Annotated in this window: 25 protein-coding genes; 11 read left to right on the forward strand and 14 right to left on the reverse strand. The window is 54.5% G+C overall.

All coding sequences use genetic code 11. The features are described from left to right. Nucleotides 1-309: 309 nt before the first annotated feature. From ACWNMW_RS00005 to ACWNMW_RS00025, 5 genes are all read left to right on the forward strand, one after another. Nucleotides 310-888 (forward strand): YagU family protein, encoded by a 579-nt coding sequence (locus ACWNMW_RS00005; RefSeq protein WP_034503110.1) that lies wholly within the window; start codon nucleotides 310-312, stop codon nucleotides 886-888. Nucleotides 889-982: 94 nt separating this feature from the next. Beyond that, on the forward strand, nucleotides 983-1678 hold the full coding sequence (locus tag ACWNMW_RS00010) for a DUF4191 domain-containing protein (protein ID WP_034503106.1): 696 nt from the start codon (nucleotides 983-985) through the stop codon (nucleotides 1676-1678). A 127-nt stretch (nucleotides 1679-1805) separates the two neighbouring features. Beyond that, complete coding sequence (locus ACWNMW_RS00015) at nucleotides 1806-2738, forward strand: ABC transporter substrate-binding protein (RefSeq protein WP_034503102.1); 933 nt, start codon at nucleotides 1806-1808, stop codon at nucleotides 2736-2738. A gap of 33 nt (nucleotides 2739-2771) precedes the next feature. Further along, nucleotides 2772-3665: an amino acid ABC transporter permease gene (locus ACWNMW_RS00020; RefSeq protein WP_449489628.1), complete on the forward strand. Its 894-nt coding sequence runs from the start codon at nucleotides 2772-2774 to the stop codon at nucleotides 3663-3665. Next, nucleotides 3662-4438 (forward strand): amino acid ABC transporter ATP-binding protein, encoded by a 777-nt coding sequence (locus ACWNMW_RS00025; protein ID WP_314212920.1) that lies wholly within the window; start codon nucleotides 3662-3664, stop codon nucleotides 4436-4438. Before ACWNMW_RS00020 ends, ACWNMW_RS00025 begins: the two co-directional genes overlap by 4 nt. A 45-nt stretch (nucleotides 4439-4483) precedes the next feature. On the opposite strand, the gene ACWNMW_RS00030 is transcribed toward ACWNMW_RS00025, so the two are convergent. From ACWNMW_RS00030 to ACWNMW_RS00040, 3 genes are read right to left on the reverse strand one after another with little or no spacing between them, the layout of a single operon-like run. Beyond that, nucleotides 4484-5509, reverse strand: a complete 1026-nt coding sequence (locus ACWNMW_RS00030) for a GNAT family N-acetyltransferase (RefSeq protein ID WP_314212919.1) — start codon at nucleotides 5507-5509, stop codon at nucleotides 4484-4486. 14 nt (nucleotides 5510-5523) lie between these two features. Continuing rightward, nucleotides 5524-6543: a GNAT family N-acetyltransferase gene (locus tag ACWNMW_RS00035; RefSeq protein ID WP_295894092.1), complete on the reverse strand. Its 1020-nt coding sequence runs from the start codon at nucleotides 6541-6543 to the stop codon at nucleotides 5524-5526. Between the two features lie 58 nt (nucleotides 6544-6601). Continuing rightward, nucleotides 6602-8710 (reverse strand): DNA gyrase/topoisomerase IV subunit B, encoded by a 2109-nt coding sequence (locus ACWNMW_RS00040; protein WP_314212918.1) that lies wholly within the window; start codon nucleotides 8708-8710, stop codon nucleotides 6602-6604. Between the two features lie 145 nt (nucleotides 8711-8855). Here ACWNMW_RS00040 and ACWNMW_RS00045 point away from each other — a divergent pair, with 145 nt between their 5' ends. Genes ACWNMW_RS00045 through ACWNMW_RS00055 form a run of 3 tightly spaced genes read left to right on the forward strand, consistent with a single transcriptional unit; the run spans nucleotide 8856 to nucleotide 10075 of the window. Then, the gene (locus ACWNMW_RS00045) at nucleotides 8856-9077 is read left to right on the forward strand and encodes a DUF7455 domain-containing protein (protein ID WP_034503079.1); all 222 of its coding nucleotides are present in this window, start codon (nucleotides 8856-8858) and stop codon (nucleotides 9075-9077) included. 59 nt (nucleotides 9078-9136) lie between these two features. After that, entirely contained in the window at nucleotides 9137-9592 is a 456-nt protein-coding gene (locus tag ACWNMW_RS00050; protein WP_034503076.1) for a type III secretion system chaperone family protein, read from the forward strand. Between the two features lie 18 nt (nucleotides 9593-9610). Then, the gene (locus tag ACWNMW_RS00055; RefSeq protein WP_034503073.1) at nucleotides 9611-10075 is read left to right on the forward strand and encodes a type III secretion system chaperone family protein; all 465 of its coding nucleotides are present in this window, start codon (nucleotides 9611-9613) and stop codon (nucleotides 10073-10075) included. Between the two features lie 81 nt (nucleotides 10076-10156). Here ACWNMW_RS00055 and ACWNMW_RS00060 read toward each other — a convergent pair whose 3' ends face one another. Further along, complete coding sequence (locus ACWNMW_RS00060; RefSeq protein WP_449489629.1) at nucleotides 10157-11767, reverse strand: RNA polymerase sigma factor; 1611 nt, start codon at nucleotides 11765-11767, stop codon at nucleotides 10157-10159. A 107-nt stretch (nucleotides 11768-11874) separates the two neighbouring features. Next, entirely contained in the window at nucleotides 11875-12276 is a 402-nt protein-coding gene (locus tag ACWNMW_RS00065) for a universal stress protein (protein WP_034503065.1), read from the reverse strand. A 76-nt stretch (nucleotides 12277-12352) separates the two neighbouring features. Here ACWNMW_RS00065 and ACWNMW_RS00070 point away from each other — a divergent pair, with 76 nt between their 5' ends. Then, nucleotides 12353-13444 carry a polyprenyl synthetase family protein gene (locus ACWNMW_RS00070; protein ID WP_449489630.1) on the forward strand — a complete coding sequence of 364 codons (1092 nt, stop codon included), beginning with the start codon at nucleotides 12353-12355 and terminating at the stop codon, nucleotides 13442-13444. Nucleotides 13445-13470: 26 nt separating this feature from the next. Here ACWNMW_RS00070 and ACWNMW_RS00075 read toward each other — a convergent pair whose 3' ends face one another. Beyond that, nucleotides 13471-13821: an Rv2175c family DNA-binding protein gene (locus ACWNMW_RS00075; RefSeq protein ID WP_052040916.1), complete on the reverse strand. Its 351-nt coding sequence runs from the start codon at nucleotides 13819-13821 to the stop codon at nucleotides 13471-13473. Nucleotides 13822-13917: 96 nt separating this feature from the next. Between ACWNMW_RS00075 and pknB the strand changes: the two genes are divergently transcribed. Beyond that, nucleotides 13918-15903, forward strand: a complete 1986-nt coding sequence (gene pknB / locus ACWNMW_RS00080) for a Stk1 family PASTA domain-containing Ser/Thr kinase (RefSeq protein ID WP_449489631.1) — start codon at nucleotides 13918-13920, stop codon at nucleotides 15901-15903. 86 nt (nucleotides 15904-15989) lie between these two features. On the opposite strand, the gene ACWNMW_RS00085 is transcribed toward pknB, so the two are convergent. The 3 genes from ACWNMW_RS00085 to ACWNMW_RS00095 form a co-directional block, all read right to left on the reverse strand. Further along, the gene (locus tag ACWNMW_RS00085; RefSeq protein ID WP_449489632.1) at nucleotides 15990-17405 is read right to left on the reverse strand and encodes a class II 3-deoxy-7-phosphoheptulonate synthase; all 1416 of its coding nucleotides are present in this window, start codon (nucleotides 17403-17405) and stop codon (nucleotides 15990-15992) included. 2 nt (nucleotides 17406-17407) lie between these two features. After that, on the reverse strand, nucleotides 17408-18622 hold the full coding sequence (locus ACWNMW_RS00090) for a pyrophosphate--fructose-6-phosphate 1-phosphotransferase (protein WP_034503052.1): 1215 nt from the start codon (nucleotides 18620-18622) through the stop codon (nucleotides 17408-17410). A gap of 127 nt (nucleotides 18623-18749) precedes the next feature. Then, complete coding sequence (locus ACWNMW_RS00095) at nucleotides 18750-19547, reverse strand: lysophospholipid acyltransferase family protein (protein WP_449489970.1); 798 nt, start codon at nucleotides 19545-19547, stop codon at nucleotides 18750-18752. A gap of 82 nt (nucleotides 19548-19629) precedes the next feature. Between ACWNMW_RS00095 and ACWNMW_RS00100 the strand changes: the two genes are divergently transcribed. After that, nucleotides 19630-20247, forward strand: coding sequence for a 3'-5' exonuclease (locus ACWNMW_RS00100; protein WP_449489633.1), 618 nt, complete (start codon nucleotides 19630-19632; stop codon nucleotides 20245-20247). Between the two features lie 4 nt (nucleotides 20248-20251). On the opposite strand, the gene ACWNMW_RS00105 is transcribed toward ACWNMW_RS00100, so the two are convergent. From ACWNMW_RS00105 to ACWNMW_RS00125, 5 genes are all read right to left on the reverse strand, one after another. Continuing rightward, nucleotides 20252-20644 (reverse strand): response regulator, encoded by a 393-nt coding sequence (locus ACWNMW_RS00105; RefSeq protein ID WP_034503045.1) that lies wholly within the window; start codon nucleotides 20642-20644, stop codon nucleotides 20252-20254. A 133-nt stretch (nucleotides 20645-20777) separates the two neighbouring features. Next, nucleotides 20778-21749, reverse strand: a complete 972-nt coding sequence (locus ACWNMW_RS00110) for an FKBP-type peptidyl-prolyl cis-trans isomerase (RefSeq protein WP_449489634.1) — start codon at nucleotides 21747-21749, stop codon at nucleotides 20778-20780. A gap of 10 nt (nucleotides 21750-21759) precedes the next feature. Continuing rightward, nucleotides 21760-22113: an iron-sulfur cluster insertion protein ErpA gene (gene erpA, locus ACWNMW_RS00115; RefSeq protein ID WP_034503039.1), complete on the reverse strand. Its 354-nt coding sequence runs from the start codon at nucleotides 22111-22113 to the stop codon at nucleotides 21760-21762. Nucleotides 22114-22207: 94 nt separating this feature from the next. Beyond that, a complete protein-coding gene (locus tag ACWNMW_RS00120) occupies nucleotides 22208-23161 on the reverse strand; it encodes a glycerate kinase (RefSeq protein WP_449489635.1) in 954 nt (317 codons plus the stop codon). Beyond that, nucleotides 23162-24514, reverse strand: a complete 1353-nt coding sequence (locus ACWNMW_RS00125) for a M20/M25/M40 family metallo-hydrolase (protein ID WP_449489636.1) — start codon at nucleotides 24512-24514, stop codon at nucleotides 23162-23164. Nucleotides 24515-24532: the final 18 nt, after the last annotated feature.

Raw genomic sequence — 24532 nt, forward strand, 5'->3', positions numbered from 1 at the left:
CCTTGTTCTTCTGGAGCACCCCGACTGGGTCGCGCGCCCGTCCCCTCCTTGTTTCTGGTGGATCGCCACGCCCCTTATAGAAGAGGCGTATTATAATCAGTACGGGTTTTTTCAACCACACGTTTTTATTAAGGGGGGGGGGCAACGTGGCTTTTCCCCCCCCGCCTTTATTTCACTGCGTCAGAAACAGTGTCTGTATCTAGCGACCGACGTTCAAACATGAGAAACTGTCAACCGATATGCGGGGTTGCGTCGCCTCGCGACGCGCTCAATATCCATGCTCATCAGTATCGATAGAAAAGCTCGAACATGTTCAAAAATCTCTTCAAGAAGACCGATCCCAAGCGCCGTCGTGTTGGTGTCGCAGCTGCAGTCGGCATTTTAGGCGGTATCTTCTCGGCAATCGTCAAGTTCGGCTGGGAAGTTCCTTTCCCTCCGCGCACTCCTGAGCGCAATGCCACAAATCCTCCTCAGATGCTTTTGCAGCAGCTTGGAATGACCTCGGATCAGGTGCACACCACCGTCAGCTTCAACGGCAACGATAACTTGCCGATCTACTCCTTCATCATCCACTTCTCTTTTGCGATTATTTTCGCCCTGTTCTACTGCATCGTTGCAGAGTACTTCCCCGGCATTAAGCTCTGGCAAGGTGCAGCATTCGGCCTCTTGGTATGGATCGGTTTCCACCTGATTCTCATGCCACTGATGGGTACCGTTCCCTCCCCCTTCCCCTGGGTTGAGGGCGGACAAAGTTGGGCCGAGCACTTCTCAGAGGCCTTGGGGCACGTCGTATGGTTGTGGTCGATCGAAATCGTTCGTCGCGATATTCGCAATCGAATCACACACGAGCCCGATGCAGAGGTTCCTCTTCCCGAAGCAACCCGCTGATCATCACACTTGGGGGGTGTGAAGCTCACAACGAGCTTCACACCCCCTTTTGTATTCCTTTGAGTGAGAAAAACCCGCTAACATTGGAGCTGTTATGAGCGAGAAAAGTACACCTCAGAAGAAACGGCGTTTTTATCACAACTTGATGGACGCCTTCCGTATTTGTCAACGAACCTACCCGTGGGTCGGATGGCTCATGGCCGGTGTTGTTGTGGTTGCAACCGCATTGGGCGTGCTTGCAGCCGCCCTGACACATTCAGGCTGGTTCTCGCTTACTTTCCTGGGCTTCTTAATCGGCGTTCTCATTGCGACATTCATTCTGTCTAACCTGACCGACCGCGCAACCTATGCACAAGTCGAAGGACGTGTTGGCCAGGTATATGTCGCTATTAGCCGTATTCGCAATGGTTGGATTGTCAATGAGCAGCCGATTGCTGCTAATGCCGAGCAGGACCTTGTCTGGCGCCTCGTCGGACGCCCCGGAATTGTTCTTATCTCAGAAGGCCCAAGTTCTCGAGTCCGTCCCCTTCTCGAGCAAGAACGCAAGAAGGCGCAGCGCCTCATGCGTAATGTCGCCATTACGACAATCCAGGTAGGTACCGGTAAAGGCCAGGTGCGCCTCGCCAATCTGCTTCGCGAACTTCGTAAACTCAAGAAGAATCTGACGCGCGACGAAGTCCCCTTGGTTAATCAGCGTTTGAGCGCTCTCGACAGGCGTTCAGCCCCGATTCCTAAGGGAATTGATCCCGCTCGGGCTCGCCCCAATCGACGCGCATTACGAGGACGTTAAACACGCTAAGGCCTGCAGACCACCGGTTTGCAGGCCTTCACTTTTGTTGTCGATGTCACCCTGACACATTATGCATAATATGCATCGTAATGTATGGTTATTGCATTAGACGTTCAGGAGAGACATCATGAAGACAAAGATTATTGCAATTCCATCCGTCCTAGCCCTAAGCGCACTGAGCATTACCGCTTGTTCAAATCCCGATGAAAAGCCTGCTGCCGCAGGCACCTCATCAAGCTCGCAGACAAGCAGTGACCTGAGCTTCGACACTTCATCAATCCAGGCCGTTCCAGAAATCGAGGCCTTGGTTCCCGAATCAGTCAAGAAAGCTGGCACCTTGAAGAACGGCGCATCGATCGACTACGCGCCCGCAGAGTTCTTCAAATCCGATGGGAAAACGCCAACTGGGTATGACGTGAATATGGCCGATGCCATCGCCCACGTTATGGGCCTCAAGGGCGCAACCACTGAACACGCAGAGTTTGCCACGATCATTCCCTCTCTGGGATCAAAGTTTGACGTCGGCATTTCAGGTTTCACCATTACAGCTGATCGCGAAAAGGAAGTTAACATGATCAGCTTCATTGAAACAGGGACGGCATTCGCTGTTGCAAAAGGAAACCCCAAGCACTTTGATCCCACGCATGTATGCGGAACAACTGTTGGAGTCCAAAACGGCACCTTCCAATTTGACTACATCACCCAGCTGTCCAAGGAGTGCACCGATAAAGGTGAAAAGGCCGTAACAATCATGCCTCACGACCTTCAGACTGATATCGCTGTCCGCGTGGCGAGCGGACAATACGATGCGACTCTCGCAGACTCCCCCGTAATTGGCTACACGATCGAGCGTTCAGAAGGATCCTTGGAACAGGTTGGTGATGTTGTTGAATCAGCGCCACAGGGGATCATCGTTTCCAAAGATAACGAACAGCTCACAAAGGCGATTCAGGCGGCCGTCCAGTACCTGATGGATAACGGTTACGTTGAAAAGATCCTATCGACCTACGGGTCAAACCAAGGAGCACTCAAGACTGCCCAGATCAATCCGCAGGTCTGAGCGTCACCTTCATCAAGCTTGAGGTAATCACACATGTCTATACAGACCAAAGACGGCGTCAAACTCATTCAGTCAAAGCCGGTTTTTCACCTAGGCCTCTGGGTTAGCGCCATCATCGTGGGGTTAATGGCGCTGGGGCTGGCCTATATTCTCGTAACAAACCCGCAATTCAGGTGGGATGTTGTCTGGAAGTGGCTATTTTCAAAAATGATCATGACAGGCCTGTTCATGACGATCGTTCTAACCGTTTTGTCCATGACTTTAGGCACGGCACTAGCGATCACCATGGCTGTTATGCGCCAATCAATTAACCCGGTCTTACGGGGAGTGGCCTCTGCCTACATCTGGTTTTTCCGTGGAACACCTATTTACACGCAGTTGATCTTCTGGTCTCTATTACCGACCCTCTACCGGACAATTACTCTGGGAATCCCCGGAACAGAAATAGGTTTTAGCCTCGAAACTCGCGCATGGTTCACTCCTTTCTGGATGGCATTCATCGGCCTTGGACTCAACGAAGGCGCCTACCTCGCTGAGATTATTCGAGCCGGCATCCTCTCAGTCGATCAAGGGCAGTGGGAAGCAGCGACTGCGCTGGGGATGAATCGCGGGAAAATCTTCCGTCGGATCATCTTGCCTCAGGCGATGCGCGTGATTGTTCCTCCCATTGGGAATGAAACTATCTCGATGCTCAAGACGACTTCTTTGGTCAGCGCAATTCCTTACACCTTGGAATTGACCTTCGTGGCTAACCAAAAAGGGCAAGAACTTTTCCAACCAGTGCCTCTGCTCATCGCGGCTGCGATCTGGTATCTGATCGTCACAAGTATCCTCATGCGAATTCAGAGCCGCATTGAGCATCACTTTGGTAAGGGCTTTGACTCGACATCACCTGGAGACACGACTTTCATTGAGGTAACCCCATGACAGACCAAACCGCGCTTATCCACATCGACAGCGTTCACAAGTTCTTTGGTGACCTCCATGTCCTCCGTGGAATCAACCTCGATATTGCCAATGGAGAGGTTTGTGTCATCATGGGGCCATCTGGATCAGGTAAATCGACTCTGCTTCGTTGCTTAAACCAGTTGGAAACGATATCTGCCGGGGAAATCCTGATTGATGGTGAGCTTCTGGGTTACAGAAAGGATCCAAATACCGGCGTCTATTACGACCTGACGGATCAGCAAATCGCTGCCCAACGCTCGCAGATCGGCATGGTGTTCCAACGCTTCAACCTTTTCCCGCATATGACTGCACTAGAGAACGTGATGGAAGGCCCGATCCACGTCTTGGATCGTCCCCGGAATGAAGTAAGAGAAGAAGCACAGGAATATTTGGAATTGGTCGGTTTAGGAGATCGGCTCAACCATTATCCTTCGCAGCTCTCAGGTGGCCAGCAACAGCGCGTGGCAATCGCTCGCGCACTCGCGATGAAACCGGAACTCATGCTCTTCGATGAGCCGACTTCAGCTCTCGACCCCGAGTTAGTTGGCGAGGTACTGACAGTTATGCAAAACCTCGCGCAGGCGGGAATGACAATGGTTGTCGTTACCCATGAAGTTGGTTTCGCGCGCGAGGTCGCCGATCATGTCGTCTTTATGGATAGAGGAACAGTTGTTGAAGAGGGAACACCAGAGCAAGTAATTATCAGTCCTCAAAGCCCTCGTACGCGAGAATTTTTCTCTAAGGTTCTCTAAGGAAAAATCGATGCTGATGATGTTTCGGAGGTCGAGCCCGACAGCTTAGGCCTCCGGAACATCGATTGCATACAATCGCGATTGACCGACGACTCTAAATCCCAGGTATTCAAAGACTGAAAGCATCGCTGAGCCTTCTGCCTGCGCGATTCCGGTAGCAATATGTGCCATACCATCCTCCGCTTGGGCAGACATCGAAGTTGCGACGAGAGCGTCAAGGACTCGACTTGTCCTCCACTCATCCCCTACCCCGATCTGATCGATGTAGCCTTCCTTCCAGCCGAGCGCGACCCAATCTTGCTCATACTTTGACGACAATACGAAACCCGCAATACGGGGGCGATCGGAGCGCCGGTCAACGGCAATGAAGGACCATTCTGGCACGAAGGAGCTTCGTCCCATGGTCCATTGCTCTTCAGTCATGGCCGAGATGCCCTGTTGCTGGGCTATGGAGTTTGCAGCCTGACGCAATTCCTCGTCCCACTGTGGGCTCCATTGCTCGATGGAAATATACGAGCCAAGCGAAGGAATAACAGGAAGAGGGCGCAGCTTCGCTCGCAGATCGTAGTATGTGCGTTCCCAATGGAAGCCTTGAGATTTCAGTGCGCCTTCAAGATCGTCTTGCCAGTTTTCAACATAGCTGACAATCGCACGGGCACCGTTTCCTTCATAGCGCTCAAGCATCGCCTTCGCTGACAGAATTTGCCAGTCAACTAAGGCGCGCCCAAGCCCGATACGACGAAAATCAGGATCGACTCCTCCTTGGCATAGACATTCAATGCGTCCAGAGGCACGCAATCGTGTCTGGGCGAAGGCTACCATCCGCCCCGAAGCCATTCCTTTCGTTGCTATTCCAACGATTCCTCTCCATTGAGTGGAGGAAGAAAGCATTTCAGCAACTTCAGCTAATGCTGTGCGATACGGTGGGTTATCGCGAGCCTCCATGCGCGCAAATAGTGCACCGAGTGCGTGAAGATCGTCCTCGGTGAGAAGACGCCACGTAATGCCGTGATGCTCTGGAGGAAAGGGCGGGATGCTGTCCTGATTTCCTGCGAGTTGAAATGAAACCATTCAGTACCGCACTTCTACTGATCAATACTGTAAAAGACACGGGTGCGATCATTTACAAATCCAAGATGTTCATAAACAGATTGAGCATGCGTTGGACTCTTCAGATCCGCATCGATCCCAATTCTGTTCATCCCATCGTGAGCAGCAGCGCGAGTCGAAGCGGAAATCAGCGCCGAGGCGATACCTTTCCCCCGGTGGTCTGCAGGGACGCCGATGGTGTTGATATAAGCTTCGAGGCGCCCGTGGGCAATCCAGCTTTCTGCAGACCGACCGGCCATACAGTACCCACAAATCTGCCCCTCATCGCTAAGCGCAACGAAGGACCAGCGATCCTCATAGTCTTCAAGCGCGCGGTTCCACCAGAAGTCTCTAGCCTCAGTCAGAGGGTGATCGCTAAAAACTTCTGAGTGCACCCGATGCAGTTGAGAAAATGAAACCTCACTCATCGGGCAGATCTTTATATTCTCAGGGACCGGAGCAAGATGCTCTGAACCTTCAAGATCTCGGTACATGACTTGGAACATGTGTTTAGCGTAAAAACCAGCAGCAATGTAGAGACGTCGACGATCCGTCATGTGCCCATCAACCCAGTTGGCAATCGAAGCCTGCAGAGTGGATTCCGCGCCGAAATATTCGACAAGCATCTGGCGCGCACGGCCATCTTGCCAGTGAAGAAGAGAACGACCGACTCCACGGCCTCGCCACAGAGGATGAATGACAGCGTTGACGATCGCAACCGCGGCCTCGGTAACCCCGGTCAACACTTTCACGCTCCCAAGCGCAACAATGCCATGATCCTGGGCGATTCCCACGATCACCTCGAGAGGGGAAGCCTTAAGGTGCCCCAATGCCAGGTCCGCAATCTCCTGCGAGGATGTCCGGAAGATCGCGTCATCCTCTTTCTCAACTTCGCGGATCAAATCGGCAACCGCACCTAGATCCGATGGGATCAAAGGCCGCCACCGCAAACCGAGGTGAGAACCTGGGAAAGAGACTACCTCGGGCGGCTTTAAACGCTCCGCAAGTCCATTCATAGGGAATATTCTACGGGAAAGCGGGTCCTCAGTCCTAGTTAATATCTATGCGCAACGCCTAGGCATCAATACGGTCACGATCGATACCCGCAGCTTCTTCGACAATGAAATCACGACGAGGACCAACAACTTGCCCCATGAGAAGTTCAAAGACGTCTTCGGCGCGACGAAGAGCCTCCTCATCTTTAAGTGTGATGCGCCTGAGTGAGCGATGCGCACGGTCCATTGTCGTTTCTGCCAACTGATCGGCGTCCATTTCGCCGAGGCCTTTGTAGCGTTGGATCGGCTCTTTCCAACTGCGTCCCGCTTTCCGCAAAGCAGCAAGCTGGCGATGGAGTTCATCTTCAGAATACGTATAGATGAACTCCCGTCCTTTTCGCCCCTTTCCAGCCACTTCAATCCGGTGTAGAGGAGGAACGGCCGCATAAACTCGTCCTGCTTCGACCATCGGACGCATATAGCGGAAGAAGAGTGTCAGGAGAAGCGTACGAATATGCGCTCCATCAACGTCCGCGTCAGTCATCAAAATGACTTTGCCGTAGCGAGCCTGTTCAAGGTCGAAGGTACGTCCAGAACCGGCGCCAATCACCTGAATAATGTTCGCGCATTCAGCATTAGCGAGCATATCGGCAGTCGAGGCCTTCTGGACATTGAGGATCTTCCCTCGAATCGGGAACAGCGCCTGGTACTGTGAATTACGCGCCGCCTTTGCGGTTCCAAGCGCCGAGTCACCCTCGACAATAAAAAGCTCGGTCTGTTCGACATCTTCTGCTCGGCAATCTGCAAGTTTTGCAGGAAGAGAAGAAGTCTCCAATGCGTTTTTGCGACGGGAGATTTCTTTGTGAATGCGCGCTGAGACACGCGCTTTCATTTCTCCAACGACTTTGTCCAAAAGTGCGCTGGTTTGCTGCTTATCGTCGCGCTTGGAGGAAGCAAATTTCGCCTCGAGCCAGTCGCCGACCACGCGGGCAACAACTGAACGAATCTGCGGCGTCCCCAGAATTTCCTTTGTTTGCCCCTCAAACTGAGGTTCAGGGAAACGAACAGTGACAACCGCGGTCAAACCAGCTAATACGTCGTCTTTCTCAGGACGACCGTCCTTAGCCGAGACTTTCAGTTTGCGCGCATTTTTATCGACCTGGGCGCGAAGTACCTTCAAAACGGCCTGTTCAAAGCCCGCAACGTGGGTTCCGCCCTTAGGCGTTGCGATGATGTTAACGAAGGATTGAAGCTGTGCCTCATAGCCAATTCCCCATCGCAGAGCACAGTCAACTTCACACGTGCGTTCAGTTTCAACGGCCTTCAAATGACCGCTTTCAGGATCCAAAGCTTGCACGGTTTCCGTAAAGGTACCTTCACCTTGGATGTGCCAGGTATCCGTCACAGGGCCATCAGTAGCGAGCCAATCAACAAAATCGACAACGCCCCCGTCGAAACGGAATGATTCGTGAATTGTTTCTTCGCCGCGTTCATCAAAGCAATTGATCGTCAGACCAGGAACCAAAAAAGCCGTTTGGCGGGCTCGGGCAAGAAGAGTGTCCCAGGTAAAGCCTTCATCTGAAGGGAAAATCTGATAGTCCGCCCAAAAACGAACTCTAGTGCCAGTCTTTTTCTTTGAGACTTTAGCGATCGTCTTCAGGCGAGACTCATCAGTAAAAGCTTGGAAGGGAGAGTTCGGGGTGCGCTGACGAGAATCATCGAATTCGCCGGGCTCTCCTCGCCTGAAACACATCTGCCAAGTCTTACCACCGCGGTCGACCTCGACGTCCATTCGCGCCGAAAGAGCATTCACAACAGAGGCACCGACACCGTGAAGGCCACCCGAGGCAGCATAGGAGCCGTTTCCGAACTTTCCACCGGCGTGGAGCTTGGTGAAGACGACTTCCACGCCCGACAGGCCAACTCCGGGGACCTCGTCTACGGGAATACCACGGCCATTATCGGAAACTGAAGCCGAATGGTCAGGATGTAAGCGCACATCGATCGTGTCGCAGTAGCCTTCCAAGGCCTCGTCGACCGCATTATCAATAATCTCCCAAAGGCAGTGCATGAGTCCACGGTGGTCGGTCGATCCGATGTACATGCCGGGGCGCTTACGAACGGCCTCGAGTCCTTCGAGAACCGATAGATGCCGTGCGGAGTAGTCTGAGGCTTGGGTTTCACTCACCCAGACAGTGTACGAAGTGCATCGGTCAACTCAGACGCTCACGCACCGAAATCGACAAATTGTGATACGTTTCCAGATTTTCGGCCGTTGGCAGAAAAAGCCATTTTTTGCTTCTTGATCGACTTTAACGTGGTCTTATAGATGCATGGATACCGTAACAACTGAGAATGCACGACAGACACTTCCCCCGATTCTGACCGCTCAAGATCGTTGTGATCAATGCGGAGCACGCGCGTGGGTGCGAGTCACTCTTGCTACGGGAACGCTAAACTTCTGCGCGCATCATGCCAATCAGCATCTCGATGCAATTGCCCCGAAGGCCCTCGACATTATTGATGAGCGCAATTACTTCACACAAGGATCCTGACTTTCTAGGGGCTATCCCCTATCATTGGAACGACAATCCCTTCCAAGGAGGAAACAAACATGGGTCTGTTTTCACGACCAAAGCCGGCCGAAGAGGCCCCACTCACCCCACCGATCAGCCAGGAACGTCTGATCGACCTCTTTAAAGAACGCGGGTGGCACTACTTCGTAGATTCCGATGGTGACCTTGGCGGCACGTGGGACGACGACCAGTTCTACTTCATGCTCCGAGGCGAAAACAAGGAAATTCTTCACATTCAGTCCCTGTGGCACCTCTCGGTCCCCATGGAGAAGCTCGAAGAAGCACGCGCATTCATCCGCGAATGGCACCGCACGAAGTTGTGGCCGAAGGCGTACCACCGCATTAACGATGAAGGTGTGGTCCGCATCTTCTGCGAAAATTCAATCGATTGGGAACATGGCGCAACCGACGCACAGATCAACCAGCAGGTCAGCTGTGCTCTTGGAACCGCTTCCGAGTTCTACCGTGAGCTGGGCGCAGCTCTGGGAATGTGACACAAAGGAGACGTCAATATGGGTTGGTTCAGCAGCAGTGAATCTGGCGATTCCGTACGCCCCATTTCGAAAGAACGCATCGAGAAGATTTTCGATGGCCAGGGCTGGTACTACGGTCGCGATGATGACGACGACGTATGCGGCCGCTGGGACGGCGCACCGTTCTTCTTCCTCTTCATGGGACAGATGAATGAAATCCTGTCCGTGACTTCGCGCATGGCAGAAGAAGTTCCCATGGAACAAGAAGCAGAGCTCAACGGTGTCATCGAAGACTGGCACCGCGATCGTATCTGGCCGAAGGCCTTCTACGCTCCCACCGACGATGGCACCCTGCGCGTGATGACAGAGGTCAATGTCGATTACGAGCATGGAGCAACCGACGCCCAGCTGCTTCAGCAGATCAACTGCTCGATCGCCACTCAGCTTTCTCTCTACGATCACATTCGTGAGACGCTGGGCATCGAGAAGGAAGAGGACGACTGATCGTCTTTTGCGCTCGTAGAGCAATATTTAAGTGGCCGGGACCTAATAGGTCCCGGCCACTTAAGTTTATAAACGGCTCTATCAGTCCAAGTAGTCGCGCAACACCTGCGAACGGGAGGGATGACGCAGCTTGGACATGGTCTTTGACTCAATCTGGCGGATACGCTCACGCGTGACACCGTAGACCTTACCAATCTCATCAAGAGTCTTCGGCTGGCCGTCTCCCAAGCCGAAACGCATGGAAACAACCCCTGCCTCACGCTCAGAAAGCGTATCGAGGACACGGTGAAGTTGTTCTTGCAAAAGCGTGAAGGACACTGCGTCTGCGGGGACGATTGCTTCGGAGTCCTCAATCAGATCGCCAAATTCGCTATCGCCGTCTTCACCCAAAGGAGTGTGCAAAGAAATAGGTTCGCGACCGTACTTCTGGACCTCGACGACCTTCTCCGGTGTCATATCCAGTTCCTTCGCCAATTCTTCAGGAGTGGGTTCACGACCAAGATCTTGAAGCATCTGACGCTGAACGCGCGCGAGCTTATTGATGACTTCGACCATGTGGACAGGGATGCGAATGGTTCGCGCCTGGTCCGCCATAGCACGCGTAATTGCCTGGCGAATCCACCACGTAGCGTAGGTCGAGAACTTGTAGCCCTTCGTGTAGTCGAACTTCTCAACTGCGCGAATCAGACCCAGGTTTCCTTCCTGAATCAGGTCCAAGAATTGCATACCGCGTCCGGTGTAACGCTTCGCAAGCGAAACCACAAGACGCAGGTTGGCCTCGAGGAGGTGGTTCTTTGCCTGCTGACCATCTTGAGCCAAAATATGCAGCTCACGGCGTTCGCGAGAGCTCTTCTCATTCGAACTCGTCTTGAGGATTTCCTCAGCGTAGAGACCGGCTTCAATACGACGAGCAAGATCAACTTCTTGTTCGGCATTGAGCAGGGAGACCTTACCGATTTGCTTGAGGTAGTCCTTCACCGGGTCGGCCGTTGCTCCAGCGACGGTAACCTGCTGGACTGGTTCATCTGTTTCATCCGAATCAGAAACGACGAATCCACCCTTCGAACGAAGTTCAGCAGCGCTCTGCGGCTTCGAATCTTGGTCATGTGCAGAAGACTCATCATCTTCAGAATCTTTGTCTTCTACGTCGTCATCGTCAGTTTCGATCTCGGGATCTTCCAGATCATCGACATCGGGTTCAATGTCTTCGACTTCTTCGAGATCGGCGTCTTCGGTGATGTCGCCTTCGAGTTCCTCATCGTCTTGCGCGGGTACGACTTCTTGAGGAGTTTCTTCGACCTCAGCTGCCTTCTTGCGCGTGTGCTTCGCGCGCTTGGGAGCCTCTTCCGCGCCTTCAGTTTGCGCGTCCTTCGCCGCCTTCTTGCGGGTTGCGCGAGGCTTCTTCTCTGCTTCAGGCTTCGCTACTTCTTGCTCTTGAGCCTTCTTTGTGGTGCGGCGCTTCTTGGGCGCAGTCTCCTCCGTCTTTACGGAAGCATCATCCTTTGAAGCCGTAGTTTTCCTAGCCTTCTTTGCTGTCGCTTTCTTCGGCGTGGCAGTCTCTTCCATTTCTACAGACGTCTGTGTAGCCTGAGACGAGCGCCGCGTACGAGTTGCCTTCTTCGACTGAGTGGGTTCAGCTTCAGTATCGCGAGCGCCGGTAGCGCGGGATGGAGACACTCGAATCCCTTTCATGGGTGGACAAAATTAGCCGCCAATCCACTGGACGGCGACATACTGCCTACAATTATAACTGTCAGACCTTGACGTGCGCAGCTCGAAAGGCAAGACAAAATGCGTTCTTACGCGGCGTGACCATCAAAACGCCACGAAGACGTCATCACCGGGCACGGCGCATCGAGCAGAATTTCTGTTGCAGTATTGCCAATTGTTGTCCGTTGTGAACCGCCGGGGCGCAATCCGATAACGATCATGTCAGCGTCAAGAACACGTGCGTATTCCAAGACTGTTTCAGACATTGACATGTCCCTCCGGCAACGCTTGACTTCAAAGGAAACTTCGGTTCCCTCTAAGCGTTCCCACAGGTGGGCTTCGGCAGTATTTTCGTCTGAGAACGTCCCACCGCAATCGTGCGAAGCTACGACAATCATGAGAGATGTTCGCATCCACGATGCCACGCGAACAGCTTCGTCCAAGGCAGCATCCGATTCACGATTCCCGTAATAGCTCACAACAATTGCCACAATCGTTCTCCTCACGTTTTCTCTCATGATAAACATGAGCGCTAGGTAGCGTATGAATGTTTTATAGACTGGGCACATGAGCGTTTTGAGCGAGCAACTACTTTCTTTAGCACCTCGAATTGAGGAACGAAGCCACAGTATTTTGGCCGAGCTCGCAAACTCGATTGCCCCCTCTGAGCAGGTCACTCCCCTGCTGGAGATTTGCCATAAGAGCCTTGAAGAAGGTAAGCGTTTCCGCGCTTTCCTTGCTTTTGTTGGTGGCAGCCTCTTCACTCATGCTCCCATTGAGACTTTACCTTTGGATGATTTAGGCGCCTCACTTGAGCTCTACCAGGCAAGCGCACTCGTCCACGATGACATCATCGACCACGCCCCCACGCGGCGCGGTAACCCCTCCGCTCATGCGGCTTTTTCCTCCTACCATCGTTCTACCCATTTCCGAGGCGATAGCGAAGACTTCGGAATCAGTTCCGCGATCCTTGCCGGAGATCTTCTCTTCTCTGCCGCTGAATCCGCGATGATTCGTCAGTGCGAGGACTTATCCCATTACCGCGATCCCGTCATGCAGCTCTACGCGCGCATGCATGCCGAGGTTGCTATTGGTCAATTTCTCGACATTTCCGCCGAGCAGCGTCCTCTTGATATCAATGATTCCGAGGCAATTAATGCCTCAACCGCATTGACCATCGTTTCCCATAAAGCTGCCAACTATTCAGTTGTCATTCCAGCAACTTTGGGTGCCCTCGCTATGGGCGCTTCTCCCCTTGACGCAGATGCTCTCGGTATGGTCTTGGCTCCATGGGGTCACGCCTTCCAACTCCGCGATGATGAATTAGGCGTATTTGGAGATCCACAGATCACTGGCAAGGGAGCAGGCGATGACCTGCGCGAAGGAAAGAGAACATATCTACTCGCACTGACCTGGCAAAACGCAAGTGCAAGCGAACGTGAAAAACTCGCGCGCGGCCTCGGCAATCCGGAGATGACTGACAATGAACTCGACGAGCTGCGAGATATTGTCGCTCGCAGGGGACGGAAACTGCACGAAGAAGTAATCTCAACCTTCGAAGCACAGGGATTCTTAGCCCTCGAATCCAGTCGCTTCACTCCCGAGCAGCGCGATACCCTCTCTCAGGTTGCAGCGATGCTCATCAAACGCTCAAAGTGACACAAACAGTCGTTTGCCGCCCCCGCTTAGAAAGCCAAAGCAGAAGCAATACGGTTCACCCGATGATGACGCCCGCCCAGAAGCGCCTGCATCGGAGTTTCTCCCAGTTCATCATGCTCGGTGTACAGCCACTGCGCAGCCTCTTCAGGGGAAAACCCGCCATCGGACAAGAGCGTGAGCGTGCCCGGGAGGTTATAGAGCGGCTCATAACCGTCTTTCCCCTTGATCAGAATTTCCTGAGGAATTCCAGTTTCACCTGCAGCGTTGGTGTACTGGAAAAGAATGTGGTCACGAATCAGTTGCTTCACGCGGCGCGGTTCAATGCCAAGCTTTCGAGCTACCTCATCAACGGAATACAGGGCAACGGTTTCACTCATGGCTTTATGATATCGCGCCCTTAGCTGGCAGTGCTTCGCTACGGCGCGCGGGATATCGTGAGCACATTCCCTGAAATCTCCAGTAAAATCGCACTGATGACTTCTGAGACGGAATTTGAACCCGACAACCGCAGCGATGCACACATCGACGCTGACGGTCAAGACTCATCTATGCCCGCTGATCCCTTGATCGGCTTACTTGTAGATGATCGGTACAGGATTCAGGCACGCCTTGCCCGAGGCGGAATGGCGACTGTATATGTCGCTCATGACGAGCGCCTTGATCGGCCTGTCGCCCTCAAAGTCATGCATCCTCACTTAGCGGAATCAGCGGACTTCGTCGCTCGATTCCGCCGCGAGGCTCGCGCCGCCGCGCGTATTGTGTCCCCCGGAGTTGTTTCCGTATTTGATCAAGGTGTCATTCACGGCCAGGGCTTCTTGGTAATGGAACTCATCGATGGGACTAACCTGCGCGCGTTGCTTCAGGCGCAGGGCGCCTTTACGGTTTCACAATCTCTGCAGTACACGCAAGACATCCTCGAGGCATTGCGCGCCGCCCACCGTGTTGGCGTCATCCACCGGGATATCAAACCAGAAAACGTTCTTGTTCCCAGTGAGGGGCCCGTCCGCGTCACCGATTTTGGTCTTGCACGCGCGGCATCCGAAGTCTCGATGTCCACGACCGGCTCCATGCTCGGAACGGTTGCCTACATGGCACCCGAAATTGCGACAAGTGGTGTCTGCGACGCACGAACCGACATTTATGCCGTAGGCATCATGCTCTACGAAATGCTCACCGGCGCGGTTCCGTGGCAAGGTGAAACAGCCATGCAAATGGCCTATCACCACGTCAATGACTCCGTTCCCCTCCCCTCAGAATTCGAACCCTGGATCCCTCGTGAGCTTGACGATCTTGTCGCAGCGCTTGCCGCGAAGGATCCCGAAGATCGTCCTTTAGATGCTCAAGAGGCTCTTGATCTTTTGCTACGCGCACGAGCATCCATCCCAGCTGAGATTGCCGGTAAACGCGCTGAAATCGAAGCCGCAGAAGAGGATGGCGAGCACAAAACAGCTGCGCTGGGCCTCGTTGAACTCACCGCTCCCCTGCCAGCACAAAAGCTTCCCGCGACGTCTCAGGCTATTGTCCATGTCTCCGGTGGAGTAACGCAGGTGGCTCACCGAAAGACGCGCCGTAGCCGTTTTGGCAAGTTCGCGGCGTTGATCGTGTCCCTCCTTATCGTCGGCGTCATCGGCGGATTGTGGTGGTGGCACGAATACGGGCCGGGTTCATATATCACTATGCCGGTCACCGATGGCCGCACGGTTACCGATGTGGAGAATGATCTACGCGCGCTACACCTTAAGTTCCAAGAGCGCGAGGACTTCTCCGATACTGTCCAAACAGGAATCGTTATTTCAACGACTCCAGGCAGCCAAGACAGAGTCCACAAGCGCGCTGAGGTCCTCGTCGTCGTATCAAAAGGCGTCGATATGCGGACTGCGCCGAATCTGAAGGGAATGGCGACTGACGCTGCGAAGAATGCCCTGACAAGCAGCGGTCTTGCCGTTGGGAATGTGACCGAGGACTGGTCAGAGGATGTCGAAAAGAGCAAGATTATTTCGCAATCAGTCGAGGCCGGTTCCTCTATTCGTCACGATACGAAGGTTGACTTTGTTGTATCTAAGGGACGCGAACCCCTGAGCGTACCGGCTCTTGGCGGTAAGAGCGCCGAAGAAGTTCGACAGACTCTGGAATCGATGGGCTTGGTTCCTGAAGCGACGGAGGCGTTCTCATCGACTGTTGCCCAGGGAACCGTTATTTCGCAAGAAACCGCCGCCGGAACAACCCTTCACCGCGGGGACAAGGTGCAATATACCGTGTCCAAGGGACCCGAAACCGTCGAGGTGCCCACCGTTCAAGGTTTACAAGAAAGCCAAGCACGTTCGGCTCTCGAGGCAGCTGGTCTACAGGTACGCGTTGAACGATTCATGGGTGGCCTTTTTGGAACCGTGCGTTCCTCGAACCCCGCAGCTGGAACCGTTGTTCCTCGTGGCACTACCGTGACTTTGACGATCGTCTAAAACACCACTACCACCAGTTTGGGGGAGGAACCAACGGTTCCTCCCCCAAACTTTATGCCGGTGTGAAGTGCTCAGGTCAGTGAGCCTCACTCTTTCTTCAAATACTCAGCGACTTGGAAAGCCATTTCCAAGGACTGCTGGTGGTTCAGACGCGGATCAACCAAAGTTTCATAGCGATCACGAAGAGCTTCTTCATCAAGCTGCTCAGATCCGCCCAAGACCTCGGTGACATCATCTCCGGTGAGTTCAACGTGAATACCACCCGGAACCGTCCCGACCTGGCGATGCGCCTCGAAGAAGCCCGTGACTTCGTCCATGATCGTTTCGAAACGGCGAGTCTTGTAGCCGGTAGACGAGGTAATCGTGTTCCCGTGCATCGGGTCGGTCACCCAGGTCACTGGACGACCATCAGCCAATTGCGCTTCGAGCAGTGGCGGAAGAACGTCGCGAATCTTATCCGCACCCATCCTGGTAATGAAGGTCAGTCGGCCTTCCTCGCCTTCAGGGTTCAAACGGTCAATCAGACGGCACATATCTTCTTTAGTTGTCGAAGGCCCAAGCTTAACGCCAATCGGGTTGCGCACATGGGAAAGCAACTCGACGTGTGCATCGTCTGCTCCACGCGTGCGCTCACCGATCCATAGGAAGTGTCCCGAGGTGTTGTATGAGTCCCCTGTTCTTGAGTCAATACGAGTCATTGCCGATTCGTATTCAAGAAGCAGAGCCTCGTGCGAGGAGAAGAGATCGACGCTGCGCATCTGCGCTGCAGAACCTGCACCAGCGGCCTCGAGGAACTTGACCGCGCGGTGGATCTCCTCGGCAAGGGATTCATAGCGCGCATACGCTGGATTCGCAGTAAAGCCCCTGTTCCAATGGTGCACCAGACGCAAATCAGCGTAACCACCACGCGTAAATGCGCGAATCAGGTTGAGCGTCGAAGCGGCATGGTGATAGAGGTCAAGCAAACGCGAAGGATCTGGTTCGCGCGATGAAGGCGTAAATTCGAAGGAATTCACCGCATCACCGCGGTAAGAAGGAAGCGTTACTCCATCCCGTGTTTCCATATCAGCCGAACGAGGCTTTGCGTATTGCCCCGCAATCCGTCCGATCTTGATTACAGGCAGCGACGCTCCGTAGGTCAAAACAACTGCCATCTGCAGGAGGGTTTGGATCTTTAAACGCAGGTGGTCGGCAGTGGCCTCGGCAAAGGTCTCTGCGCAGTCACCGCCGGTGAGCACAAAAGCTTCGCCGCGCGAGGCCGCGCCCAATCCGGCGCGCAAATCATCTACTTCACCGGCGAAAACCAGGGGTGGCTGGCGACGAAGCTCAGCAAGAACCGTGCTAAGCGCATCCGCATCAGGATACGTGGGCTGTTGAAGTGCCCGTCTCAGACGCCATGCTTCCCAAGGCGCAGCGTCTTCGTTAGCCGTGGGTGCAAAGAGGTCAGGTGCGCCGGGGCGCAGCGAAAAATCGCCGCGCCCCGGATGAGTAGAGAAACTCATGGTCACTGTGCCGGAGCCAAGGGCTGACCGAGTTCAGCGAGCAGAGAAGTAAACCACGGCTGAGTAATATCGAAGGGCTTGCCGCCGGCGATACGCGGGAACGCGATGGCTGCAAGCTTGTCACCGTTCTCTTCATCCTGGCCGATAACGCCGCTCTCGCCGCGCAGCGCACACTCGACTGCCAGGTCACACATCTGCTTGATCAGAGCAAGGTCTTCTTCGTGGGCTGCAGCCGCGCGAGAGTAGTAACCCGACTTCTGAACCATGACCTTTTCGGCGCCGATGAGAGCCGCAAACTTACGAGCGAACCACTGGCCGGGGTTGATGGTGTCAAGCTTGACGTGGCCGAAGGGATCGCGCTGAACCTCCTCGCCATTGGCTTCCATCTCGGCAATGATTTCAGGCAGGCCAGCACCCTCGGAGAGGAAGATGTTGACGTTGCCCTGCTCGTCCATGATTGCCTTCAGACGTGCAGCTTCCCCGGCAATATCCAATGCTGCCTCGGGAACGTAGACGCCGTGGACATCCCAGCGCTCGCGGGTGAGTCCCAATGAAGGTGCCCAGCGCTTCGTCTGGAGCAGCTCATGGTAGCGACGTGCGGTTTCTGCGGTCAGGTAACCACAGTTGCGGCCCATGCACTCGTGGACGATGAGCATACGGGGGTTCGAACGGTGCTCGCCGATCACGTTGAATGCGAAGCGTGCGCCCTCGTCTGCTGCGGTCCATGCACCCAGGGACTGACGGATCGGAATCACGTCATTATCGATGGTCTTGGGCAGACCGACGACGGTCAGTTCGTAGTTGTGCTCATGCAGGTAGGCAGCGAGATCTGCAGCGGTCGTGTTCGTGTCATCGCCACCAATGGTGTGCAGGACATCGACGCCATCCTTGCGCAGCTGTTCAGCAGCGAAAGCAAGCGGATCGACGCCTTCTTCAACGAGGCCGCGCTCCACAAGGTTCTTGGCGTTGGTCAGCTTGACACGAGAGTTACCGATCGAAGAGCCGCCGAACTCACGCAGAACCGCTGCGTCACGACGTCCTTCTTCATCAACGACAACGTAGTTGCCGGTGAGCAGGCCATGGTAGCCGTACTGGTAGAGGATGATTTCTACTTCGGGAGCGACCTGGGTGTAGCGCTCAATGAGATCACCAACAGCGGCCGAAAGACAAGGGGCAAAGCCACCAGCGGTCAAGAGGGCAACACGACGAACCGTCATGGGTAAACCTTTCAGTCTTCTTCGCGCACATCAAAACGATCTGCGCCACGTACTTATCTTATCGAGTGCGGGATTACTTCGCTTTATCGGTCCATGAGAGGTGACAAGCGTGCAACTCCGGCTTTGCTCAGTTTTCTTCCTCGTGAAGTTCTTCCTCCGTTGGAGTGGGAACTTCAACGTCGGGGGCAACTCGCCCGCCGGGTGCAGTCTTTCCATTCGAAGGCACAGGTCCGTCGAAGGCACCTTCTGCAGCAAGCTGGGCCTTGACATCCGCGGCGTACAGGTCGACGTATTCCTGTCCTGACAAAAGCATGAGGTTGTACATGATTTCATCGGTGATGGCGCGTAGGACAAAACGATCGCGGTCCAAGCCCTTGTAACGACTGAAGTCGAGGGGTTCGCCGATCACCATACCGATATTGGTTCGCGAAGGAATCTTCTGCCCGATCGGCTGAGCCGCATGCGTTCCGATCATCGCAACGGGGATGACGGGTGCTCCGGAAAGCAGCGCCAATCGCGCAACGCCGGTCTTCCCACGGTAAAGGCGCCCATCTGGGCTGCGCGTTCCCTCAGGATAGATCCCGAACAGTTCGCCTTCGCTAAGACGCTTGAGACCCGCTTTGAGCGCGGCTTCAGAGGCTCGACCACCACTGCGATCAACAGGAATAGTGCCGACGGCGCGCATGAATTCCTTCGTTGCCCAGCCCTTGAGCCCGGTCCCGGTGAAGTAGTCGGCCTTACCCATAAAGACAACCTCACGGTCAATCATCATAGGGAGAAAAACTGAGTCCCACACGGCGTTATGGTTCGATGCCAAGATCGCGGGGCCTGTCTCGGGGATGTTCTCTTTCCCTCGAATCCAGGGCCGGTAAGCAGCTTTGAGAATCGGAGTGCCCGTCAGCTTTAAGGCTTGATACAGACCCATGTTTCCTCCACCGGTGTCAACCGCTAGCATCGTCGTTATGGTCAATGGTTCTACTGTACAGCCCGAGCCTAGTTTTTCCGCAATGGTTCCACGGTGGTTGGACTCTGCATGGCTCGTCGTCGACCTTGAAACGACGGGGCTCGGTGCCAAGGACTCGATTATCGAAATCGGGGCCGTGATCTACGAAGAGAAGCAGGTTGTTGATAGCTTTTCGGCTCTCGTCAATCCTCATCGTCCCCTCCCGGCCTTTATTACTTCTTTGACGGGATTAAACGATGAGGTCCTCGCACAAGCTCAGGATTTACATGCGGTGTTCCCGCGTTTTAGCAGCTGGATTGAAGTGGCGTGTCAAAAACGGAAGATTGCAGGATTAATTGCCCATAATGTCGCTTTTGATTGGGGTTTTCTGGCCCGTGCCCAGCAGCAGTGCAGCTGTAGTCTTCCGCCGCTTCCCCCCTATGACACCTTGTCTTTAGCTCGCTATGCTTTGCCGAAACCAGCAGTTGAAAACCACCGATTAACGACCCTGCGCGAGCACTTTGAATTGGGTGGCGGCCAGCATCGCGCATTAGACGATGCGCTAGCCACAGGCCTCCTTTTTTACGAGCTATCTACCCTCATCGATGAGCAGGGAAAACAACCTTTGGACTTTGCTTCCCCTGCCTATCCTCTGGTCCCTCTAGACCAACCTACTCTTTGAGCGCTTAGCGGCGAGCGCGCAGTAATTCGGCGAGGTTCTCTTGCAGCTCTTGAGGATCGAGAGGTGCGCTCACAATTCGGCTAGCACCAGCCCAAGTCGCGAGCCATTGATCCTGCGGACGCGCAGTGAGCATGAGGATCGGCGGAAGGTTCTCACGGGTATTTGCCAGTTCTTTAGCAACCGACATACCGCCTTCTTTTTGTGTCTCTCCATCAAGCACGAGAACGGCAATATCGTGGGAATCGACAAGTTCAAAAACACCGAAAGAGGTGGCAGCCTCAAGCCATTCAATGGGAGCAGTATCTTTCGAGGCCTTGAATCCGACGCCTGTGATCACTGCCTGGCGAGTGGACGAATTATCACTGAATACCAAGACCTTCACAGGCGTTTCACTCACGATGCGCTCCTCAACGCTAAGAAATCGTTACTCAGGGTATTCTAACCACTTTTGAATGCGGAAGTGGGGAGTTGGTTTTCCAACTCCCCACTTGCTCTGTTTTCAGGCGACAGGCGGCCTTTGCCGCGAAAAATTACTTCGCGGGAATCACCGCGATAATATCCACGACAACTGCCTGAGAAGCCGCGCCTTGAGCTGTGTTTCCTGCGCCGACAAGAAGTACACGTGAACCAGCGGTGAAGTCGACGAGCTGGTTCCCCTGCGCAACAGTCGTGACTTGACCGCCAGCCTCGCTCCAACTGGATTGAGTCTTGCTATCGGCACCGAAAGTGGCGCCGACTGCCTGGTAAACAACGGTTGAGCCGATAGTGACCTTCTCGCCCTTGCCTTCAGCGATGACGATCTTGGCGTCTTCAGTGGGGGCACTTTCACCGAAAGTGATCTTCGGTTCACTTCCCAAGTCGCCGGTCACGGTAATACCTGCGGGAAGTTCATTTCCAGTAGGTGTTGCCTTGGTCAATGCCGAAGTGTCTGAGGGGTTAACGGTACCCAAGATATCGACGACGAAGACCAAATCAGCGTTTGCCGGAATCGACGAACCTGCACCTTTAGCTCCGTATCCCCACTGTGACGGAATAACGAGTTCAACGCGGTCACCCACGTGTGCTTCAGCAAGGCCGTACTTCCAGCCCTTAATAACCTGATTCAGACTGAAGGCAATCGGGGTGCGTCCATCAGCGAAGGAAGAGTCAAAGACCGTTCCATCCTTGAAAAGAGCACCCGCGTAGTTCACCTGAACGATGTCATCCAAGCCGACAGTCGCGCCATTACCCTGGTGCAGGGTTTTCACCAGAATGGCGTCACCAACCGATCCTGATCCGGCCTTAATTTCCGGCTTTTCAGCGAATCCCCCGGTGACCTCGGGGAAATTTCCTTGACCGGAGCGATCAACCTTCGGCGCACCTGCTGAAGATGAAGCCGACGAAGACGCGCTTGTTGAAGCACTCGCCGAGGCCGATTGGGAGTTCTTGGATTGCCCCGAGCAGGCACTCAGTGCCAGGGTGCAGCTCAGTAGCAGGGCACCGAAAACAGAAAGCTTCTTCACTTTTCTCCGATCAGGCGAAAGATTCGCCGCATGCGCAGGTGTTCTGCGCATTGGGGTTGTCAATGGTGAATCCCTGACGTTCGATGGTGTCAGAGAAGTCGATCGTTGCTCCCGCGAGGTAGGGAACGCTCATGCGGTCAACGACAACCTCAACGCCGTCGAAATCGCGAACGGCATCACCATCAAGCAAACGATCATCAAAGTAGAGCTGGTAGATGAGTCCGGAACAGCCTCCGGGTTGGACCGCGACGCGCAGGCGAAGGTCATCGCGGCCTTCCTGCTCGAGAAGGCTCTTGACCTTCTGTGCGGCGACATCAGTCAAGATGACCTCGTGGGTTGCAGTCTCAGTGGTGTTCTCAGACATGCTGCTCCTTCATGTGTTGGGTTTGCAGTAATGGTTCTAGCCTACGGCTAGTCATGGATTGACGCCATTTTCTAAGCTGAGAGCGAGGACTCATTTAATTCGCCCATGTTCGCGCACCTCGCTGGCCGAGAGCTTCAAAATCCTCATTTTCGTCAGTTAGCACTCCGTGGATGCCCCATTCGGCTCGCTCATGAGCCGAAAGCGATGAACTCCGAGCAACTGCCAGAACGGGAAGCGCAAAATGTGCCGCGGCCTCGGTAAGCGTTGGAAGCGTCGACTCAGCAAGGAGCGGAGAGTGCAGTTCGGGCTCAAGAATGATCACGAGGTCGACCTCAGCAAGAAGGGATTGAAGATGCGTATGGTAGGCAAGGAAATCCCCATCAGAGATCAGCCTTCCTCCCAACACTGAGATCACAGCACCTGCTCCCCCGCTTGCTCCTGATCCTGCGATCCGCCCCGGCTCCACTAACGAGGCCGGCTGGCCTTGAAGGGGAAGATACGGTTGTGCAACTTGGTGCAAGAGGCGCATCCATTGGCGATTAAAGTCCGCATCCGCATCGCTTCGCAGGCTCAGGTCGGGATTAAGAGCAAGCGTCGACGAGGGACCAAAGAGAGGCCTCGCACTCGAAAAAGCAGCGTAGAAATCGCCGCGCCTGCACAATACTCGTGACTGCTCGATCGCGGAAAAAAACCAACGGTCGAAGTCAGAATAATCCGCGCGACTGAGCCCTGAAAGCCCCTCGAGAAAGGCGACTCCCCCGTCGGTATGCGCGAGATGCCCACCTTCCAAAACAGGAGTCTTTCCTGCAAGAATCGCGTCGCGATAGCGCGCGCCTAAAACTTTTAGGTCCGCCTCCTCGGCAGTTGAAAGCACTGCAATACCCGCGTGGGAACGCATGGCCTCGACAAAGGCGCGCCCAGGGCCAAAGGGAGCACACTGCGTCTGCCAAGTCGGCGCAAGGGATTGAAAACCTCGCGCAAGTAAATCGAGGATGGGGAGAGGATTACGATCCCCTCCCCAATGCCCCGAAATTAGGAGTCGGCCCACTTACTTGCGCGCCAAGCGTGTGAGCACCAAGGCCTCGGCGAGCACAGCAGCTTTCAGGTCAGAGAGCGACTGAGACTCGTCCTCGGAGTGCGCGTTTGTCAGAGGATCCTCAACGCCAGTGACAACGACCTGCGCGTGGGGGAAGGTCTCTTGGAACTCTGAAATGAAGGGAATCGAACCGCCAACACCAATATTGACCGCCTGAACGCCCCAGGCATCAGTGAGAGCCTGCTTGACGACATGAGAAACCGGAGAATCGACATCGGCAAGGTAGCCAGGGCCAAGATCTCGATCAGAAATCTCCACGCGAGCACCGAAGGGCGCGTGCTCAAGCAAGTGCTTCTCGATCGCTTCCATTGCTTGACGCGGGTCCACGCCGGGCACCGTGCGCATCGACAGACGGAAACGAACATGAGGAATGATCGTATTAGAGGAGTTCGCAACCGAAGTCGTATCGAATCCGATCAGCGACACCGAAGGCTTTGTCCACGTACGTGCTGCCAAATCACCGCTTCCGGCCAGGCGCACCTGATCGAGCATTCCGCTAGCTGCCCGGAATTCGTCTTCGGGCCAATCCACCTCGGCGTGGTCGTCGCCGCCCAAGCCCTCAACAACAATATTTCCATCCTTGTCGTAGAGGGAGGAAACGAGCAAAGCAGCACAGGTAGCAGCATCGATCATTGGGCCGCCGAACATTCCCGAGTGAACCGCGTGATCGGCAATCGTCAGGTCAACGGTAAATGCGCAATTACCCCGCAAGCTGGTCGTTACTGCGGGTTCTCCAACCTTCCAGTTGTCGGAATCGGTGACGATAATAACGTCTGCCTCGAGCTGATCACGGTAGGTCTCAAGGAAGTGAGTGAAGGAGGGCGAACCGATCTCTTCTTCGCCTTCGATGTACACAACGACGTTCGCGCGCAGCTCCTTGCCCAGGAGGGACAAAGAACCAAGGTGAACGATGACACCTGCGCCGTCATCTGACGTGCCGCGACCATAAATACGATCGCCCTTGACGACCGTCTTCCAAGGATCAGAGTGCCAACGTGCAAGGTCGCCCGTGGGCTGGACATCATGGTGCGCGTAGAGCAAAACCGTGGGCGCACCATCAATATGCGCAGAGCGTGCAAGAATTGCAGGCTTGCCCTGTACTCCCTCAGGAGTGGTCACCGAATGAATCTGGGCATCCAAACCCAGTGCCTCGAAACGAGAACGAATATGTTCAGCCGAGCGTTCAACGTCAGCGTTGTGAGAAGGATCAGAAGAAACCGAAGGGATCGCAACAAGCTGTGAAAGCTCGTCGACCAATTGCGGGAAGAGCGCGTCGAGGCGCTCACGAAGTTCGTCAATAGCCATGTATCCAAGCGTATCGCT

The organism is Actinomyces sp. Marseille-QA0893, from assembly GCF_976954355.1.

Coding starts and splice junctions, on each gene's coding strand:
- ACWNMW_RS00085 (WP_449489632.1), bottom strand. CDS start 17,405: ATGAGTTTCTCTACTCATCCGGGGCGCGGCGATTTTTCGCTGCGCCCC.
- ACWNMW_RS00060 (WP_449489629.1), bottom strand. CDS start 11,767: ATGAAAGGGATTCGAGTGTCTCCATCCCGCGCTACCGGCGCTCGCGAT.
- ACWNMW_RS00055 (WP_034503073.1), top strand. CDS start 9,611: ATGGGTTGGTTCAGCAGCAGTGAATCTGGCGATTCCGTACGCCCCATT.
- ACWNMW_RS00075 (WP_052040916.1), bottom strand. CDS start 13,821: ATGAGTGAAACCGTTGCCCTGTATTCCGTTGATGAGGTAGCTCGAAAG.
- ACWNMW_RS00090 (WP_034503052.1), bottom strand. CDS start 18,622: ATGACGGTTCGTCGTGTTGCCCTCTTGACCGCTGGTGGCTTTGCCCCT.
- ACWNMW_RS00005 (WP_034503110.1), top strand. CDS start 310: ATGTTCAAAAATCTCTTCAAGAAGACCGATCCCAAGCGCCGTCGTGTT.
- ACWNMW_RS00010 (WP_034503106.1), top strand. CDS start 983: ATGAGCGAGAAAAGTACACCTCAGAAGAAACGGCGTTTTTATCACAAC.
- ACWNMW_RS00025 (WP_314212920.1), top strand. CDS start 3,662: ATGACAGACCAAACCGCGCTTATCCACATCGACAGCGTTCACAAGTTC.
- ACWNMW_RS00095 (WP_449489970.1), bottom strand. CDS start 19,547: ATGGGTCTGTATCAAGCCTTAAAGCTGACGGGCACTCCGATTCTCAAA.
- ACWNMW_RS00070 (WP_449489630.1), top strand. CDS start 12,353: ATGAGCGTTTTGAGCGAGCAACTACTTTCTTTAGCACCTCGAATTGAG.
- ACWNMW_RS00035 (WP_295894092.1), bottom strand. CDS start 6,543: ATGAATGGACTTGCGGAGCGTTTAAAGCCGCCCGAGGTAGTCTCTTTC.
- ACWNMW_RS00020 (WP_449489628.1), top strand. CDS start 2,772: ATGTCTATACAGACCAAAGACGGCGTCAAACTCATTCAGTCAAAGCCG.
- ACWNMW_RS00125 (WP_449489636.1), bottom strand. CDS start 24,514: ATGGCTATTGACGAACTTCGTGAGCGCCTCGACGCGCTCTTCCCGCAA.
- ACWNMW_RS00015 (WP_034503102.1), top strand. CDS start 1,806: ATGAAGACAAAGATTATTGCAATTCCATCCGTCCTAGCCCTAAGCGCA.
- ACWNMW_RS00050 (WP_034503076.1), top strand. CDS start 9,137: ATGGGTCTGTTTTCACGACCAAAGCCGGCCGAAGAGGCCCCACTCACC.
- erpA (WP_034503039.1), bottom strand. CDS start 22,113: ATGTCTGAGAACACCACTGAGACTGCAACCCACGAGGTCATCTTGACT.
- ACWNMW_RS00100 (WP_449489633.1), top strand. CDS start 19,630: ATGGTTCCACGGTGGTTGGACTCTGCATGGCTCGTCGTCGACCTTGAA.
- pknB (WP_449489631.1), top strand. CDS start 13,918: ATGACTTCTGAGACGGAATTTGAACCCGACAACCGCAGCGATGCACAC.
- ACWNMW_RS00045 (WP_034503079.1), top strand. CDS start 8,856: ATGGATACCGTAACAACTGAGAATGCACGACAGACACTTCCCCCGATT.
- ACWNMW_RS00030 (WP_314212919.1), bottom strand. CDS start 5,509: ATGGTTTCATTTCAACTCGCAGGAAATCAGGACAGCATCCCGCCCTTT.